The organism is Streptomyces lincolnensis, assembly GCF_021173675.1.
Classification (GTDB): Bacteria; Actinomycetota; Actinomycetes; order Streptomycetales; family Streptomycetaceae; genus Streptomyces; species Streptomyces lincolnensis_B.
The window spans coordinates 499,544-515,670 of record NZ_JAIHON010000003.1 but is presented as its reverse complement, the minus strand read 5'-3'; the positions used below and the strand labels follow the sequence as shown (position 1 = coordinate 515,670).

Here is a 16,127-nt window from a genome sequence, read left to right as displayed (position 1 = left end):
CTCAACCACCGGCCCGCGGGTCGAGGGTGCTGCCCGTGTCCTGCTGGTAGGGGCGGCCCTGCCAGCCCTTGAAGGTGAGCACCTGGCTGGTGTCCTGGGCGACGAAGTTCCAGGGGCCGAGGTAGACGTTGTCGTGCCAGCGGTTGCGCTGCTCGCGGGTGATCGCCTCGGCCACCTTCTCGCCCCGGTACGGCGACCAGTCCGGGTAGGTGCCGTAGTTGGCGAGCACTGCCATGCGGTCGCACTTCTCCGTGCACTTGACGACGGACTTGTCCAGCACGAAGCGGTTGGCGTGGATGTCCACGCGCTGGGTCTTCCACCGGCAGTCGTCGTAGAGCGGTGCGGTGGCGATCGCCGGCCGGGCGCACCGGTCGGTGTCCCGGACCAGCAGGGTGCAGTCACCGGAGGAGGTGTTGGCCGGGCTGTTGCAGAACCGGTCGGCGTTCTCCCACAGGGTGATCCCGGACCAGTTGTTCTCCAGTACGTTCCGATAGATCTCGATCTTGTCGGTGCGGGCCCGGATCCGTGGTTCGCCGCCGGACTCGGACACGTAGACGGTCGCGAACGGGAAGCTGTCGCCGTGCTCGGCCTTCTCACGGCCCTCGACCCAGTTGTTGCGCCGGATCGTGTTGTCCCGGATGACCGCGTTGTAGCTGGTCTCGTAGATCAGCGCGGCACCGTCGTTGGCCTCCAGCACGTTGTCCTCGATGCGGAAGTCGTTGTTGTTGGTGTCCGCCCACAGCCCTGTTCCGCGGTTGTCGTGCACCCAGTTGCCGCGTATGTCGGCGCCGTTGACGGCCCAGAACTTGGCGCCCCCGGTACAGCCGCAGCCCTTTCGCCGCCGCTCCCAGTCGTCGGTGTTGTTGCCCACGATCTCGTTGCCCTCGACCACCAGGCCACGGATGGAGTTGCCGGGCTTGTAGGCGTTCAGGCCGTACTGGCCGTTGCCGCGCAGGCAGCTGCCGCGGATCTGCTGGCGGGCTCCGGCCATCAGTCCGGCACCGGAGTTGTACTGGATCGTGGTCTGTTCGATCACCCACCCGTCGGCCGAGTCGTGGTTGACGACACCCTGGTCCTGCGGCGCGACGAAGCCCTGCACGGTCAGATGGCGGATGGTGACGTCGCGGGCCGCCCCGCCGAACGCGTACTGGTTCTTCTTCCGTCCGTCGAGCACCGCGCCGGGCGCGCCGAGGTAGCGGTTGCCCTCCTTGGGGATGACCTGCGCGTAGCGGTCCGGGGTGAGCCGGTGCTTGCCCGGTCGAAGCCAGAAGGTGGTGTTCGGCGGGTTGCTGCTGGTCTTCGCGGCCAGATCGCCGACCACCGTGGCGTCGACCGTGACCGCGCCCTCGGGCGCCTTCGTCGGCCCGGCCGCGGGCCGGGCGCACGCCCGGGCGACGGACGTGGACGACGGTTCGGCGCTCGGCTTCGCCCGCGCGCCCGGTGTGTTCTCACACCCGGTCACCGCCAACAGGGCCAACGCCAGCCCCACCGGCGCGAACGCCCAGTGCCGCCGACCGATCCCCCGGCGCCGTGCGGCCGGTCCTTCACGGAGACTCATCACTGGCCCCCTGGTCACGGAACCTGAGGACGGTGGTGAACATCTGCGCGCCGTCGGCGAAGCCGGTGCCGACCAGCGTGGTGGCGGGTTCCCTGCGCCCGAAGCCGGCGGAGTACCAGCCCAGCGGCGGGTCGCTCTCGCCACGGTGCGCCCGCCAGGACAGCTGCCCGGGCAGGTCGAGCATCGCGGAGCGGTCCTCGCCGTCCCGGGTCCAGGTGAGCTCCGCCCGGTCCGCCACCAGGTCGGCGGCGATGGCCGGGCCGAGGTGGAACGCCAGGCGTACGGCCCGGCGCGGGCCGTGTGGGCCGCGGACCTCGTCCACCACCTTCAGCTCCCGGCTCGCGGCCGTCAGCTCCACCCGTCGGCGGTGCACGGAGCGCCGGTAGCCGTCGTGCTCGGCACACCAACGGCCCACCCCTTCGTCGGAGGGATCGGCGACCAGGACGCGGCTGCGGGCCTGCCGGGTCCACAGGAACGGGCCACCGGAGACGGACTGGTCATCGCCGTCCAGCTGCAGGGTGTTGTGGCCGAGGGTCGACCGGAAGTACCGCCGCCACTCGGGCTGCCCGTGGTAGCAGTACGTCCCCGGGTCGGCGAGCACGTCGACCCCGTCGTGCCGGACCTCCACGGACAGAGCGTCCGCGTGGGCGTGGGCGGCGATGGACAGGAAGCCGTGCGGGCCGCCGTCGCAGCGGCACCAGATCTCGTCCGTCTCCCGCAGGCCGCGCAGGATGGTCATGCCCGCGTCGGCGAAGTGCGCCGGGCGGCTCACCGGGCGCATCACGGACGGTCGGGTGGGCTTGATGAGGGCGGCCAGCAGCGGGGTGCGCACATCGGTGCCGGTCACCGCCGGCCACCAGTCGAGCCGGCCGAACAGGGCGTCCCCGGTGGCCAGCAGCGAGGCCCAGCGGTCGGTGCCCACGCCGTCCACGATCAGACCGTGTCCGTCGTCCGCGTCTCCCTGGCGCGGTGGCCGCAGGCGGTTGTCCACGACGGCTGCGAGCGCGTCCGTCATCCGCAGCAGCACCAGCCGGATCGACGCGGGGACCGGCACGTCGGCGGCATCCGCCTCGGCCAGCGCGGCCAGGCCGAGTTCCAGGACCAGGCCGTGGTACTCGGTGGCCAGTTCACGGTTGAGGCCGGAGCCGAAGGTGTTGGCGCGCAGCTGTCGTTCCAGCGACCGCAGCGCGTCGGCCCGCCAGCGCGCCGAGGAGGGGAACCAGCCGAAGGCGCAGGCCGCGGCGAACTGCCCGGCGGCCTCGGCGATGACGTGGTTGTTCGCCGAGGACCCCCGGCTGGGGAAGGCGGCCAGCCAGCGCTGGTGGTGCCAGATCTGCTTCAGCGCCACCGGGTTGTCCTCGAACAGCGCGGCCGCGCCCGGCCAGCCGTCGAGCAGCCGGCGGATCCACACCCAGGACAGCAGCCGGATCCCCAGCTCGATGCCGCTGATCCAGTGCACGCCGCGCAGCGGTGGGTTGGCCGCCCACCACGACCGCAGGTGCTCGGCGACCCGCTCGGCGTACCGCTCGTCCCCGGTGATCGCGTAGGCGGCGGAGAGCACGGTGAGGTACTGGTGCCGGGACAGCTCCCAGATCTGCTTGATGTCCCCGACCACGTCCTCGTTCCGGTACGGCACGTCGAAGGCGTAGCCCCACGGGGCCCGGCGCCCGGTCTTCGGGTCGCACCACCAGTCCGGGTCGGCCAGGTCGTCGCGGACCACCCCGAAGTACTCGACGTGTCCGACCATCAGCCGGTCGGCCTCGGCGAGGAGGCGCTTCGCGGCGTCCGGCGACACCGCGGCGAGAGCCCCCGCGGGCAGGACCGCGGTGAACAGGGCATCGCTCACGCTCGGGCCGTCCGGCCGCGCCGACCGCCACCGCCGCCTGCGCACCGCGTCGCCCACCCGGCCGCCGACCTCCGCCGGTCTCATCCGGGACAGCCGGCGCAGGTACCAGCCCGGACTCCCCGAGTTCACAGTCATCGCGCCCTCGCCAACGTCACCGGTGCACCGGCCGCCAGCCCGGCCCGCACGGCGAGAGTGGCCGCCGTGGTGGCGACCAGCGACTCCAGCGGTACGGGCATCGGCCCGCCGGTCCGTACGGCCCTGACGAACGCGGCGAGTTCGGCGTTCTGGCCCTTGTCCCGGGCCTTGGGCAGCCGTGAACTGACCCACCGCCCGCGGCCGGCCCCGCCGTCCGTGTACAGCGAGGCCCGCACGAAGTCGTCGAGCCTCAGCACCTTGCCGTCCGCGACCAGGTCCAGCGTCTCCTTGGGGAAGCCGGGCGCCCCGGTGGTGACGTAGCTGATGGTGGCGGTGGACCCGTCCGGGTAGCGCAGCACGACCTGGAGGTCGTCGGTGCCTGGCGCGGCGACCGCGTACACCGACACCGGGTCGGCCTCCAGCAGCCAGCTCGCCGTGTCGATGAAGTGCCCGCCCTCGCCGGCGAACCGCGAGCCCTCGGTGCCCTGTTGGAGGTACCAGCTGCCGTGCTGCAGTCGCCCGGCGTTGACCAGGTAGCGCAGGCTCGCCGGACCGGTCCGGGCGCCGAACCGCTGCTTCGCCTCGCGCAGCAGCGGTGCGAACCGCCGGTTGAAGCCGACCTGGATCCGGTCGTTGCCGGACTCCTCCACCGCGGCGAGCACCCCGGCCAGTTCGTCCTCGGTGAGGGCCAGGGGCTTCTCCACGAACACGGCCTTGCCGGCCAGCAGTGCCCTCCGGGTCAGTTCGGCGTGGGAGCTGTGGCGGGTGACCACGAACACCGCGTCGACGGACTTGTCACCGAGTACGGCGTCGAGGTCGGTGGTGGCCTCGGTGAAGCCGAACTTGCGCTGCGCGTTGGCCGCGGACAGCGCCGTCGTGGTCACGACGGTCGACAGCTCGACGCCGTCGCGCCCGGCCAGGTGCGGCAACAGCATCGACGTGGCGTAGTTCCCGGCACCGACGAACGCGAGGCGCACCGGCGTCGTGGCGGCCCGCACCGGACTGCGCCGCGCGGGAGCGGCGGGCACGGCCACCTCCGGAGCCTGCGCCTCCGCCACCTGCCGGGGGTACTTGAACAGCACCGCCACGGCCTTCAGGTCGCCGTCCTTCAGGCGCTGGTACGTCTCCACGGCGTCGTCGAAGTCGGCGACGTGGGAGACCAACGGCTCCACGTCGACGCGGCCGCGGGCGAGGAGATCGAGGAAGCAGGCCAGGTTGCGGCGCTCGGTCCAGCGCACGTAGCCGATCGGGTAGTCCCGGCCCTGCAGTTCGTACTCCGGGTCGTAGCGGCCGGGGCCGTAGGAACGGGAGAAGCGGACGTCGAGTTCCTTCTCGTAGTACGCGTTCCACGGCAGGTCCAGGCGGCACTTGCCGATGTCGACGACCCGGCCGCGGTCCCGGCAGAGCCGGGCGGCCAGCTCGACGGGCTGGTTGCTGCCGCCGCCGGCGGCCAGGTACACCTGGTCCACGCCGTGACCGCCGGTGAGTTCGGCGACGGCGACCTCCACGGCCGCGGACGCGGGATCTCCGCAGGAGGTGGCCCCCAGGCGCTGGGCGAGCTCGCACCGCACCGGATCGGGGTCCACCCCGACGACACGTACTCCCGAGGCGACGAGGAGTTGCACCACCAGTTGCCCGATCAGTCCGAGGCCGATGACCAGGGCCACTTCGCCGAGTCGTGACTCGCCCTGGCGGACGCCCTGCAACGCGATCGACCCGACGGTGCCGAAGGCCGCGTGCCGGGGAGCGAGGCCGTCCGGCACCGGGGTGTAGAGGTTCTTGGGCACCCAGTTCAGTTCGGCGTGCAGCGCGTGCTCGTTGCCGGCGCAGGCCACGAGGTCGCCGACCTTCACGTCGTCGACGCCGACGCCGACCTGCTCGACCACCCCGCACAGCGAGTAGCCCAGCGGGGTGTAGGAGTCCAGTTTGCCCATCACCTTGCGGTAAGTGGCGGGCACCCCGTTGGTGGCCACGCTCTGCATGACCTTGGCCACCTGGTCCGGACGGGAGCGGGCCTTTCCGACCATCGACATGCCGGCCTCGGACACCTTCATGAGCTCGGTCCCGGTCGATATCAGCGAATAGGCGCTGCGGACCAGCACACCGCCCGGCTTGCACCCCGGCACCGGTACGTCGAGCACCGCCAGCTCGCCGCTCTTGTAGTTCTGCACAACCTGTTTCACCCGAACTCCTCTGATTTCCTAAGCCGTCGGCCGAGCGCTCTGACCGGACCCGGAGATCGCGTCGCGGTACCAGTACTCGAGGGTCAGCACATGCCACAGATGCTTGGAGAAGTCCCGCTGCCCGGCGGCGTCCTCGGCGACCATCCGCGCCAGCGCGTCGCGGCGCAGGAACCCGGAACGGACGAGCAGGCCGTCGTTGACCACCTCGCGCACCAGGGGTGCCAGATCCCGGCTCATCCAGGCGCGCAGCGGGGCGCTGAACAGACCCTTGGGCCGGTGGACGATCTCCCGGGGCAGGATCGAGGCGGCCGCCTCCTTCAGGACGGCCTTCCCCTGCCGTCCGACGATCTTGCGGTCGCCGGGCACGGCGAACGCCGCCCTGACCACGTCGACGTCCACGTACGGCACCCGCACCTCGGTGGACGCGGCCATGCTGGAGCGGTCCGTGTAGGCGAGGTTCAGGCCCGGCAGGAACATCCGGGCGTCGCCCAGGCACATGCGGTTGACGAAGTCGTCGAGGTCGTTGTCCTCGTAGACGTCCGCGTGCTCGGTCAGCACGTCGTCGACCGTCCCGGCCAGGTCCGGATCGAGCAGGGCGAGCAGCTCGTCCTGGTCGTACAGGGTGTAGCTGCGCCGGAACGCGGTCTCCTCCGGCAGTTCGGCGAAGGAGAGGAACCGCTTCGCGAAGCGCACCGACCGGTACCCCCGGCGGCTCGTGGCGACCGGCAGCCGGTCCACGGCCGCGGACACCCCGCGCCGCAGGGGCCGGGGCACGCGCTGATAGCGCAGCGCGAGCAGGTTGGCCAGGTGCTTGCGGTAACCGGCGAACAGCTCGTCGGCGCCCATCCCCGAGAGCAGCACCTTGATCCCGGCCTCCCGGGCGGCCGAGCAGATCAGGAAGGTGTTGATCGCGGCGGGATCACCGATCGGCTCGTCCAGGTGGTGCGTCATCCGTGGCAGCAGGTCGAGCACGTTGGGGGCGATCTCGATCTCGCGCAGGTCGACGCCGAAGCGCTCGGCGACCTGACGGGCGTAGCGCAGGTCGTCGGGCATCGCCTCGAATCTGGCGTCCTCGGCGCGGAACCCGATCGTGTAGGCGGCGATCCCGGGCCGGTCGCGGGCCGCCAGCGCGGTGAGGTAACTGGAGTCGAGGCCACCGGAGAGGAAGGTCGCCACGGGGACGTCGGAGAGCAGGTGCCGACGGGTCGACTCCTCGACGACGGCCGCCAGGTCCGGCCGCTCGCCGGCCCGGGCCCGGTCCCGGCCCTCGGCGGCGACGTCCTTCAGGTTCCAGAACCGTCCCCGCTCCACCCGGCCGTCGGGCCGCACCTTCAGCCAGCTTCCCGGGGGGAGCTTCTCCGCCTCGCGGAACGCGCACCGTGAGTCCGGAACCCAGTAGTACAGCAGCGAGGCCACCAGCGCGGCATGGTCCACCTGAAGCGTCCCGCCGCTCGCGGCGGCCAGCGCCTTGAGCTCGGAGGCGAACACCAGGCCGCCGCCGCGCCGGATCAGGAACAGCGGCTTGATGCCGAGCTGGTCGCGGGCGAGCACCAGCTCACCGGTGCGCTCGTCGAAGATCCCGAACGCGAACATGCCGCGCAGCCGGGGCAGACAGTCGGTGCCCCAGCGCCGCCAGGCCTCGAGGAGTACCTCGGAGTCGGAGGTGCCGCGGAAGCGCACCCCGGCGGAGGTCAGTTCGGCACGCAGCTCGGGCGCGTTGTACAGCTCGCCGTTGTACGTCAGGACGAGGCCGCCCGAGGCCATCGGCTGCGCGCCGGTCTCGGACAGGTCGATGATGGCCAGCCGGCGGTGCCCGAGATGCACTTCTCCGTCACCGAGGGGGTGGCTGTACCGACCCGATCCGTCCGGACCGCGGTGGGCGAGGGTCTCGGTGAGCCGGTCGGTCACGACCTTCCCGTCCGGCCATCGATACGTGCCTGCGATGCCACACATGTGCTACCGCGCCTCCTGGTCGCTGTCCGGGACCCGTGCCGCCCACATGGGCGACCGCTCCTTGTGCCGTGGGCCCGTCCCGTTCTGCCGGGCCGGCCCGTCGTTCCCGCCGCGTGGCGCGGTGTGTTGCCCGTCCCACAGCGTGCCGTCGGTCCGGTCACGGGGATCGGGATCGATCAGCACCACACCGATCACCGGTATGTGCTGGTCCGCGAGCTGCCGCGCCACGGTGTGCAGCCATGCGGCGCTGCCGTGTCCGGCACGTACGACGAGCACGGTCCGGGTGCCGAGGTACGCGAGGTCGGTCCACGCGGTGCCGGGCGCGACCGAGCCGACGCCCAGCCGCCGCTCGTGCTGAGACCCGGCCGCGGCGTGCCCACCGCTCACCACGGTCGGGTCCCCCGGTTTCTGTCGGCGGCCCGCGAGCTGCGAGCCGGGCAGACCGTCGACGACGACCAGAGGCCCCTCCGCCGCCAGCACCCTCGCGACGTCCAGCGCGATCCCGCTCACGGTGCGGGCACAGCCCAGTTCCAGCAGCGACATCGGCTCCGCGAAGTCACGCGCTGCACGGGCCAGGGACGTCGTGAGCCGCTCGCGGGCCACCCGGTTCCGTCGGCGCCGCCACAGCATCGCCGGCCGGCGGGGCAGCTCCGCGAGGACCGAGGCACCCAGGTTCGCCGCGATCTGCCTGCGCAGCACGGGGCGGTCCGCCACCACCGAGCCGACCGCTGCCAGCGCGAGCCCGAGGGCGAGTCCGAGGACGAGCCCGATCCCGGCGTTGGTGACGGCGGTCCGGGGCAGGGAGTGACGCACCGCGCGCGCGGCGTCCACGACCTGCGTGCCCGCGACGAGCCGGGGCGTGCCCAGGCGTGCTTCCTCGGCGCGCTGGTCGAAGTCGGCGATCCGCGAGGTGAGTTCGGCCCGGCGGGCGAAGAGGGACTCCAGGTTCGCCGACGCCTCGGGGTCGCTCTGCGGCGCTCCGCTCCCGATCTCCTCGTTGACCCGCGCGAGTTCGTCCCGCATGGTGTCCCGCTGACCGAGCAGGGCCTTGGCCTCGGCGTCGGCGGCTTCCCGTATCCGCCGTACGTGGTCCTCGACGAACGCGTCGGCCAGCGCCTTGGCGCGGGCCACCGCTTCCGCGTCGTCGGCACCTGTGACGGTGATCCGCAGCAGGTTGTTGGTCAGGCCGAGGCCCTGGTAGTCCCGCATGAAGTCCTCCGGGCGCTGCGGGGAGTCGAGGGCCTCCAGGGCCCGGCCGGCGATCCGGGTGGTCTGCAGCAGTGCGGCGTCGGTGCGGATCAGGGTGCCGGGGTCGTTCGGCTGATCCGCCTCGTGCGCGACGAGCACGGTGGTCACCGCGGTCGGTGGTGGCGGCAGCAGGACCGCCACCGCCGCACCGGCCAGCAGCCCGAGCAGCCCCACCAGGCACCACAGTCGGCGCCGCCTGCGCACCGCCACCACCAGTGCCTGGAGGTCGAGGAGCGGAGCGGCGGCCGGCGGCTCCGGCACCGTGCTCGTCGTCATGCCGAACCTCCGCTCGGGTCGGCGCCCACCGCGACCGCCTGCGCGGCGCCCTGCGGAGGGGAGCCGACGGACTTCGTCGTAGGGGCCCGGACCGGGCCGGCGACGACGGTGCCGACGACCTCGTGCCCGGCGTCCGCGCATGCCTCGGCGAGGCCGGCGAGTTCCTCCGCGGTGCGGCTGCCCGCGCTGAGCACGACCAGGACTCCGGACTCGGTGCTGCGGTCCGGTACCAGCGGCCGGGACACCGGCACCTCGACCACCCGCAGCAGCGGATCGCCTCCCGCCTCGGCGGCGAGGTGCTCGGCGGCCCGGTGGGCGATGTCGTCGTCGTCCGGTACGACGACCAGCAGCTCTCGGCGGGCGGCCGGCATCTGGTTCCGCAGGCGGGCGCACACGCGTGCGTAGCGGATCCGTCTCCCCGTCTCACCGCCGGAGGCCTGCGGGGTGGGTATGTCCCACCGGGTGTCGACGCCGAGGAACCGGCGTGTCCAGGCGCGCGGTCCGCGGGCCCGCGGCCGCCGCGCGCGTGGTTCGCCGGGTACGTCGACGGAACCCAGCAGGGTCGAGCCCAGCGCCGCGGCGATCTCCGGTTCGGCACGCGGTCTGCGGCCGGCCCGTGCCGCGGCCAGGTGGCCGACGACCGCGAGCAGGAAGAACAGCAGTGCCCCGGCGACGACGAGTTGGGGTCTGGTGGGCGGGGCCTCACCGGTCGGCCGGGCCGCCGGCCCCATGACGACCATGTTGGCCTTGTTGAGCGAGGGGTCGACCTGTTCCAGCTTCTCCATGGCTTCCTGGAGCGTGGTGCGCAGCTTCTCCAGCTCGGTGCGGCCCTGCACGCTTTCCACGCTCTGCCCCGGGTCGGCCGCACCGGCCAGCTCGGTGATACGGCGGCTGGTCTGCACCACCAGCTTGCGCAGTGCCTCGGGCCGGGTCGCCGCGTCCGGGTCGGAGGTGTCGCCGGCGAGCCGTGCGGCGAACGCGACGTACTCCTCGGCCACCTGGTCGGAGAGCTGTTGCGCACGCTGCGGGGTGTCGGCCGTGCCCGAGATCTTGATGATGTTCCCCTCGGCGGCGGTGGCGCTCACCCGGTCGCGCAGCTCGCTGCCGGACTCGGTCCAGCCGAGCCGGTCGGCGGCGCGGTCGACCACGACCGAGCTGGTCGCGATCGCCGCCTGGGTGAGCAGCTCACGTTCTTCCCACTGTCCCGACAGCAGGACCGATGCCGATGTGGTGTAGCGCGGTGGGAACACCACGGAGGCACCGAAGCCGACGAGCGCACCCACCACGGCGAGGACGGCGAGCAGCCGCCACCGCCGTCGGATGACCCGCCCGATCGTGACCAGGCGTATCGTTTCATCGTTCAACTACGCCGCCTCTTCCCGGTGCGGATCCGGTCGCCCGCGGACACCGGAGCGCGGTCCCGGCAGGCGGCGGCGTAGGCGGCGAGCAGTGACGCCTGTGAGTTCCGCCAGGAGAGCGGCCCGCCGACCCGCTCCTGGCCGATCTTGCCCATCCGGGCCCTCCGCTCCGGGTCGTCCAGCAGCAGTGCGACGAGTCCGGCGAACTCGGCCTCGTCGTCGGCGGGCGCGTAGACGGCGGCGTCACCGGCGGAGACGCGTGCCTCCTTCAGGTCGAAGGAGACGATCGGCCGGCCCATCGCCATGTACTCCAGGACCTTGTTCATGGTCGACACGTCGTTGAGCGGATTGCGCGGGTCCGGGGACAGGCACACGTCCGCGGTGGACAGATAGCGCACCAGATCGGCGTCCGGGATGCGCCCGGTGAACTGCACCTGGTCCGCCAGTCCGAGCCGCCGGGACAGCTCCACCATCGCGTCGAAGGCGTCCCCGGACCCGACGAACACCGCGTGCCAGTCGGTCCGCCCCAGCTCGTCGCGCAGCTTCGCGAGGGCGCGCAGGGCGTAGTCGACACCGTCCTGCGGGCCCATCACACCGAGGTAGCACAGCAGATGAGGCTTGCCGCGCTTCAACTCGTGCTCGGGCGGCACCGGTTGGAACCGCTCGATCTGGGGCGCGCTGCGCACCACGAACACGTCCTCCGGCCGCCGGCCGCCACGGCGCACCGCCACGTCCCGGTAGCTCTCGTTCGTGGCGAGCACGATGTCCGCGGCCCGGTAGGTGCGCCGTTCCAGCGCGCACACGGCCCGGTAGAGCAGGTCCTCGCCGCGGTCGAACCGGGAGAGGTACAGCTCGGGCACCAGGTCGTGCTGGTCGAAGACGAACCGCGCGCCGCGCCGCTTCAGCCACAGGGCCGGCAGGAACAGCAGATCGGGCGGGTTGCAGGCGTGGACCACGTCGACCGGGCCGACCCTGCGGGCCAGCCGGGCCGTGTGCCACAACGCCGATCCGTACTCCCGCAGGTAGCCGGCCGGTCCCCCGGTGGCCGCGCGCAACGGGTAGCGGTGGATCCGCACCCCGTCGATCACCGCCTCCGGCTCCGTGTCCCGCTTCTCCCCGCGGGGACAGATGACGTGCACCTCCCAGCCCGCGTCGCGCAGGGTCGTGCACTCCTGCCACACCCGCCGGTCGAAGGGCACCGACAGGTTCTCCACGAGGATCAGCGCGCGCCGCCCCGCTCCCTCACCGTTCATCGCGTCACCAGGCAAGGCCCACGTACCCCGGGTCGGCCCGCCGCGCCTCGGCGTCGGGAAGGTGGATGAGGTCGACCAGCACCGGGCTGTCACCGTGGGGCAGCGCCGACAGGACGGCCGGGTCCCTGGTCCCGATCAGACACACCTCGGCGTGGTCGAGCACCTCGTCCACGGAGTTGGCGAGCAGCTGCTCCAGGTGCGGCAGCCGGTTCTCGATGTACTCGCGGTTCGCGCCCATCAGCCGGGAGAGGTTCACGTTGGCGTCGTAGATCCGCAGGTCGTACCCCTTGCCGAAGAGCCTCTCCGCCAGTTCTACGAGGGGGCTCTCGCGAAGGTCGTCGGTGCCGGGTTTGAAGGACAGCCCGAACAGGCCCACCCGGCGCTTGCCGGTGCGCTCGACCAGGTCCACCGCGCGCTGCAGGTGGGCGGAGTTGGAGGGCAGCACGTGGGCGAGGATCGGCACCGAGACATCGGCCCGCTGCGCCGCGTGGACCAGGCTGCGCAGGTCCTTGGGCAGGCAGGAGCCGCCGAAGGCGAAGCCCGGCCGCAGATAGGCGGGGCTGATGTTCAGCTTGCGGTCGGCCAGGAACACGTCCATCACCTGGTGTGCGTCCACCCCGAGGGCCTGGCACACCGCGCCCAGCTCGTTCGCGAAGCCGATCTTGAGGCCGTGGAACGCGTTGTCCGCGTACTTGATCGCCTCGGCCGTCGGGACCGGCACCCGGAAAGTCTCGCCGGGCAGTCCCTCGTACAGCGCCGCGACCACGTCGCCGCTCGCCGGGTCGATCTCGCCGATGACGGTCTTGGGCGGGTCGAAGAAGTCCCGCACACTCGTGCCCTCGCGCAGGAACTCCGGGTTGACCGCGACCCCGAAGTCCACCCCGGCCGTGCCCCCGGAGTGCTTCTCCAACAGGGGTATCAGCAGGTTCAGGCAGGTCCCCGGAAGCATGGTGCTGCGGAACACGACCGTGTGCCGGCTCCCTTGTCCGACCCTCGCGGCCAGCGCGGCGCCGATCTGCTCGGTGACCCGCTCCAAGTACGTGGTGCACAGGCTGCCGTTGGGTTCGGACGGTGTGCCCACGCAGACCAGCGACACGTCGCTGCCCTTGATCGCCTCCTCGACGTCGCGGGTGGCGCGCAGCGCTCCGGTCCGTACGACTTCGGCGGTGAGCTCGCCGATCCGCTCCTCGACCACCGGAGCCTTGCCGTCGTCGACCAGGTCGACCTTCGCCTGGTTCACGTCGACCCCGATGACCTCGTGTCCCATGCCGGCCAGGCATGCGGCCGACACGCAGCCGACGTAGCCGAGCCCGAAAACGCTGACTCTCATGACGCGTCCCTCCCCCCAAGGCAGGCCCCTGTGGCCTGCGGTCCGCGCGTCGGCCGGAGGCCGCCGCGCATCAGTAAGCCCCCTGGCCCTGCAACACCGCGCGCAGTGTCTTCCACAAGATCACCGCGTCCAGGGCGAGCGACCAGTCCTCCACGTACCGCAGGTCGAGCCGCACCGCCTCCTCCCACGGCAGGTCGCTGCGTCCACTGATCTGCCACAGCCCGGTGAGCCCGGGCTTGACCAGCAGCCGCCGCCGGATGTCCGGTCCGTACTCGGCGGACTCCTCCGGCAGCGGGGGCCGCGGGCCGACGAGCGACATCGAGCCGGTGAGTACGTTGAAGAGCTGCGGGAGTTCGTCGATCGAGTACCGGCGCAGTACCGCTCCCACCCGGGTCACCCGCGGATCCCGGCGGAGTTTGAACAGCAGGCCGGCGCCCTCGTTGCGGTGGGCCAACTCGGCCCGTGTGCGGTGGGCCCCGGCGACCATGGTGCGGAACTTGAAGATCGTGAACTCCTGGCCGTCCTTGCCGACCCGGCGCTGGCGGTAGAACACCCCGCCCCGGCTGTCCGCCAGCACGAGCAGCCCGACGAGCGCCATCAGCGGCGCGAACAGCACCAGCAGGATCGCCGCGCCGACCCGGTCGACCACCCCCTTGATCACCCGGCGGCCCCCGCTGAAGGTCGGCATGCTGACCCGCAGCAGCGGGATCCCGAGTACCGCGTCGACGTGCAGCCGCGGACCGGCCACCTCCATCAGCACGGGGGCGACGACCATCTCGGTGTCGCTGCCCTCGAGGTTCCAGGCCAGCCGTTGGAGCCGGTCCGGTGACCAGTGCGGGTCCGGCGTCACCGCGACGACTCGGTAGCCGCCCTGGCGGACATGGTCGGCGACGTCGGCCAGCCGGCCGACCACCGGTACTCCGTCCAACTGGTCACCGTCGAGCCCGAGGCCGTCCGGTGTGCACACCGCCTCCACCCGCCAGCCCAGATGCGGGAACTTGCGGGCCCGGGCGATCAGATCGCGCACGGTGGCCGGGCTGCCGGCGGCGAGCACCGGCCGCAGACATCGTCCTTCTTTGCGCTGCTTGTGCAGCCGGAGGCGCAGTACGTACCGCTCGGTCATGGTGACCAGCGCGATCGCCGGGATCGCGACGAAGATCCAGAGCTTGATGTTGCGTGAGGCGAGGGCGATCCCGCCCAGTGACAGGACGACGGCCGCGGTGAACAGCGAGCGTCCCAGTCTGCGGAACTCCTCGGCACCCTGGCCGAGTACGGCGGGCGCCCACGCCCGGCTCAGCGCGAGCGCTCCCAGAACAAGGAGCTCGGTGCCGAAGGCGAGGATGCGCCACTTCTCGTGCCAGTTGGCCGCGTCCCGGGCGCCGAAGAAGCCGCCGATGGCCGCCACCACGAAGGCGGTGGCCACGGTATCGCTGATGATCACGGTACGGCGGTACCGCTGTTCCCAGTCGATCGCGGGCCGGCCGATGCCCCCGTCCGCCGGATGCCCGCGGTCCGACGGAAACGGGCTGACTAATTCCCCCTGTCGCGTTCTTCCCAGGTCGCCAGTGGGTTCGACGTGCTTGCCCAACACAGTCCCTCCCCCCGAGAGGCCCCCGCCTCCCGCCCTGCTGCTCCCCTGAGGGCCCACGCCCCCCGGCGTCGCGCTGCCCCTCCTCCCGGGAGACCCACGCCCCCCATGAATGGCACCCCGCCTGCTTCAGCGCTTCTTGAACAACTCACCTGGACGGCAGTGGACTCGTACGTCCTGCGCGGCTCTCCAGGTGTGCAGGAACCGTCGAGACGTCGGGTGCTCCCCACACCCGTGGCCCCGCCAGAGCTCCAGGAATCGATCACCCCCACGTCCGGCGTCGCGAACGAGACCCTGACTGTTCGCCGCGCTGGACCCATAGATCACGATTTGTGGCTCTGTGTCCCTGCATGTGATCCGTCAATCTAGACCATCAACGCCCGCCTGGAGAGAGGGTGTGTGGAATTTGTGCTCAAGATTTGTAGCCATGTTCACCATCCGATGACCGACCTTGATCGGCTCGGCGACGAAGACACGCCGCGCGACCAGCGAGGACGGAAGGCGTCCGGATGGACCAGGTCCCCTTCGAGTGGATCAGGCCTTCTTGCGGAAGACGAGCACCTCGGTGGAGGCGACCCCCATGGGGGCCAGGAAGCCGGCCTCCAGGTCGCAGCCGAGGGTCGCGAAGAGGTCCACGCATGTCCGGCGCGGCATGGCGGCCGGGTACGAGTCGTGCCCCTCACCGCCCTTCGTCGCCCAGGCGCGCATCGCGGCGGGGTCCAGGCAGGTCTCCGTCATCACGTCGAAGACGATCCGGCCGCCGGGTCGCGCGACACGGGCCATCTCGAAGAAGTAGCGGGAGGTCCCGAGGAAGGTCAGGGTGTTGAAGACCTTGTGAGCCAGCACGAGATCGACGCTGCCGTCGGGAGTCGGCGTGAGACTGGATCCGGCGGTCGGCCGGGCGACCACGCCGAAGGTCTCCACCAGATAGGCGGCCCAGGGCGCCGCTGTCTCGTAGATCTCGTAGCGCCCCGGCGAGCACTCCTTCAACGTCCTCTCCAGGTACCGCCCGGAGCCGGGACCGATCTCCAGCACCGTGTCCGGCCCGGCGGCGAAGACGCCGAGAGCACGCAGTTCGTCGATGGTCGACTGGGTGGCGCCGGGCGTCCCGTTCATGACCTCGTCGATGTAGTCACCGACCGACAGTCCGGCCGCCCGCGCGGCCCTCATCGTCGCTTCGAAGGGGATGAAGTCGTCCACTCCACCCCGGTTGTCGGTGCTGCGCACGATGTCGAATCCGGTACGTCCGACGAGCCGTTTGACCCCCGACTTCCATGCCGATGTCCCGCTCCGCGCTGTCCCCATCTGGCACGCCCCCCACGTCGTCTCCCCTGTCGGTGCCCGAAGAGCATAGAACCGCGGACATGGCGGAATGGGGCATTCTGCACGCGGTTGTCGA

The 16,127-nt window shown here is 71.7% G+C and carries 10 protein-coding genes; all 10 read right to left on the bottom strand.

The window, feature by feature from the left end; all coding sequences use genetic code 11:
- Position 1: 1 nt before the first annotated feature.
- Positions 2 to 1,558, bottom strand: a complete 1,557-nt coding sequence (locus tag K4B79_RS09390) for a right-handed parallel beta-helix repeat-containing protein (protein ID WP_232025910.1) — start codon at positions 1,556 to 1,558, stop codon at positions 2 to 4.
- Complete coding sequence (locus K4B79_RS09385; protein ID WP_232025908.1) at positions 1,545 to 3,539, bottom strand: alginate lyase family protein; 1,995 nt, start codon at positions 3,537 to 3,539, stop codon at positions 1,545 to 1,547. The genes K4B79_RS09390 and K4B79_RS09385 overlap by 14 nt, the downstream gene beginning before the upstream one ends.
- Positions 3,536 to 5,722 (bottom strand): bi-domain-containing oxidoreductase, encoded by a 2,187-nt coding sequence (locus K4B79_RS09380; RefSeq protein WP_232025906.1) that lies wholly within the window; start codon positions 5,720 to 5,722, stop codon positions 3,536 to 3,538. Before K4B79_RS09380 ends, K4B79_RS09385 begins: the two co-directional genes overlap by 4 nt.
- 18 nt (positions 5,723 to 5,740) lie before the next feature.
- On the bottom strand, positions 5,741 to 7,675 hold the full coding sequence (asnB, locus tag K4B79_RS09375) for an asparagine synthase (glutamine-hydrolyzing) (protein ID WP_232025904.1): 1,935 nt from the start codon (positions 7,673 to 7,675) through the stop codon (positions 5,741 to 5,743).
- Between the two features lie 3 nt (positions 7,676 to 7,678).
- On the bottom strand, positions 7,679 to 9,199 hold the full coding sequence (locus K4B79_RS09370) for a Wzz/FepE/Etk N-terminal domain-containing protein (protein ID WP_232025902.1): 1,521 nt from the start codon (positions 9,197 to 9,199) through the stop codon (positions 7,679 to 7,681).
- On the bottom strand, positions 9,196 to 10,563 hold the full coding sequence (locus K4B79_RS09365; RefSeq protein ID WP_232025900.1) for a YveK family protein: 1,368 nt from the start codon (positions 10,561 to 10,563) through the stop codon (positions 9,196 to 9,198). Before K4B79_RS09365 ends, K4B79_RS09370 begins: the two co-directional genes overlap by 4 nt.
- Complete coding sequence (locus tag K4B79_RS09360; RefSeq protein WP_232025899.1) at positions 10,560 to 11,810, bottom strand: glycosyltransferase family 4 protein; 1,251 nt, start codon at positions 11,808 to 11,810, stop codon at positions 10,560 to 10,562. Before K4B79_RS09360 ends, K4B79_RS09365 begins: the two co-directional genes overlap by 4 nt.
- Positions 11,811 to 11,814: 4 nt before the next feature.
- Positions 11,815 to 13,140, bottom strand: coding sequence for a nucleotide sugar dehydrogenase (locus tag K4B79_RS09355; RefSeq protein WP_232025897.1), 1,326 nt, complete (start codon positions 13,138 to 13,140; stop codon positions 11,815 to 11,817).
- A 70-nt stretch (positions 13,141 to 13,210) separates the two neighbouring features.
- On the bottom strand, positions 13,211 to 14,731 hold the full coding sequence (locus K4B79_RS09350) for a sugar transferase (RefSeq protein ID WP_232025895.1): 1,521 nt from the start codon (positions 14,729 to 14,731) through the stop codon (positions 13,211 to 13,213).
- 531 nt (positions 14,732 to 15,262) lie between these two features.
- Positions 15,263 to 16,033 (bottom strand): class I SAM-dependent methyltransferase, encoded by a 771-nt coding sequence (locus tag K4B79_RS09345; RefSeq protein WP_232025893.1) that lies wholly within the window; start codon positions 16,031 to 16,033, stop codon positions 15,263 to 15,265.
- Positions 16,034 to 16,127: the final 94 nt, after the last annotated feature.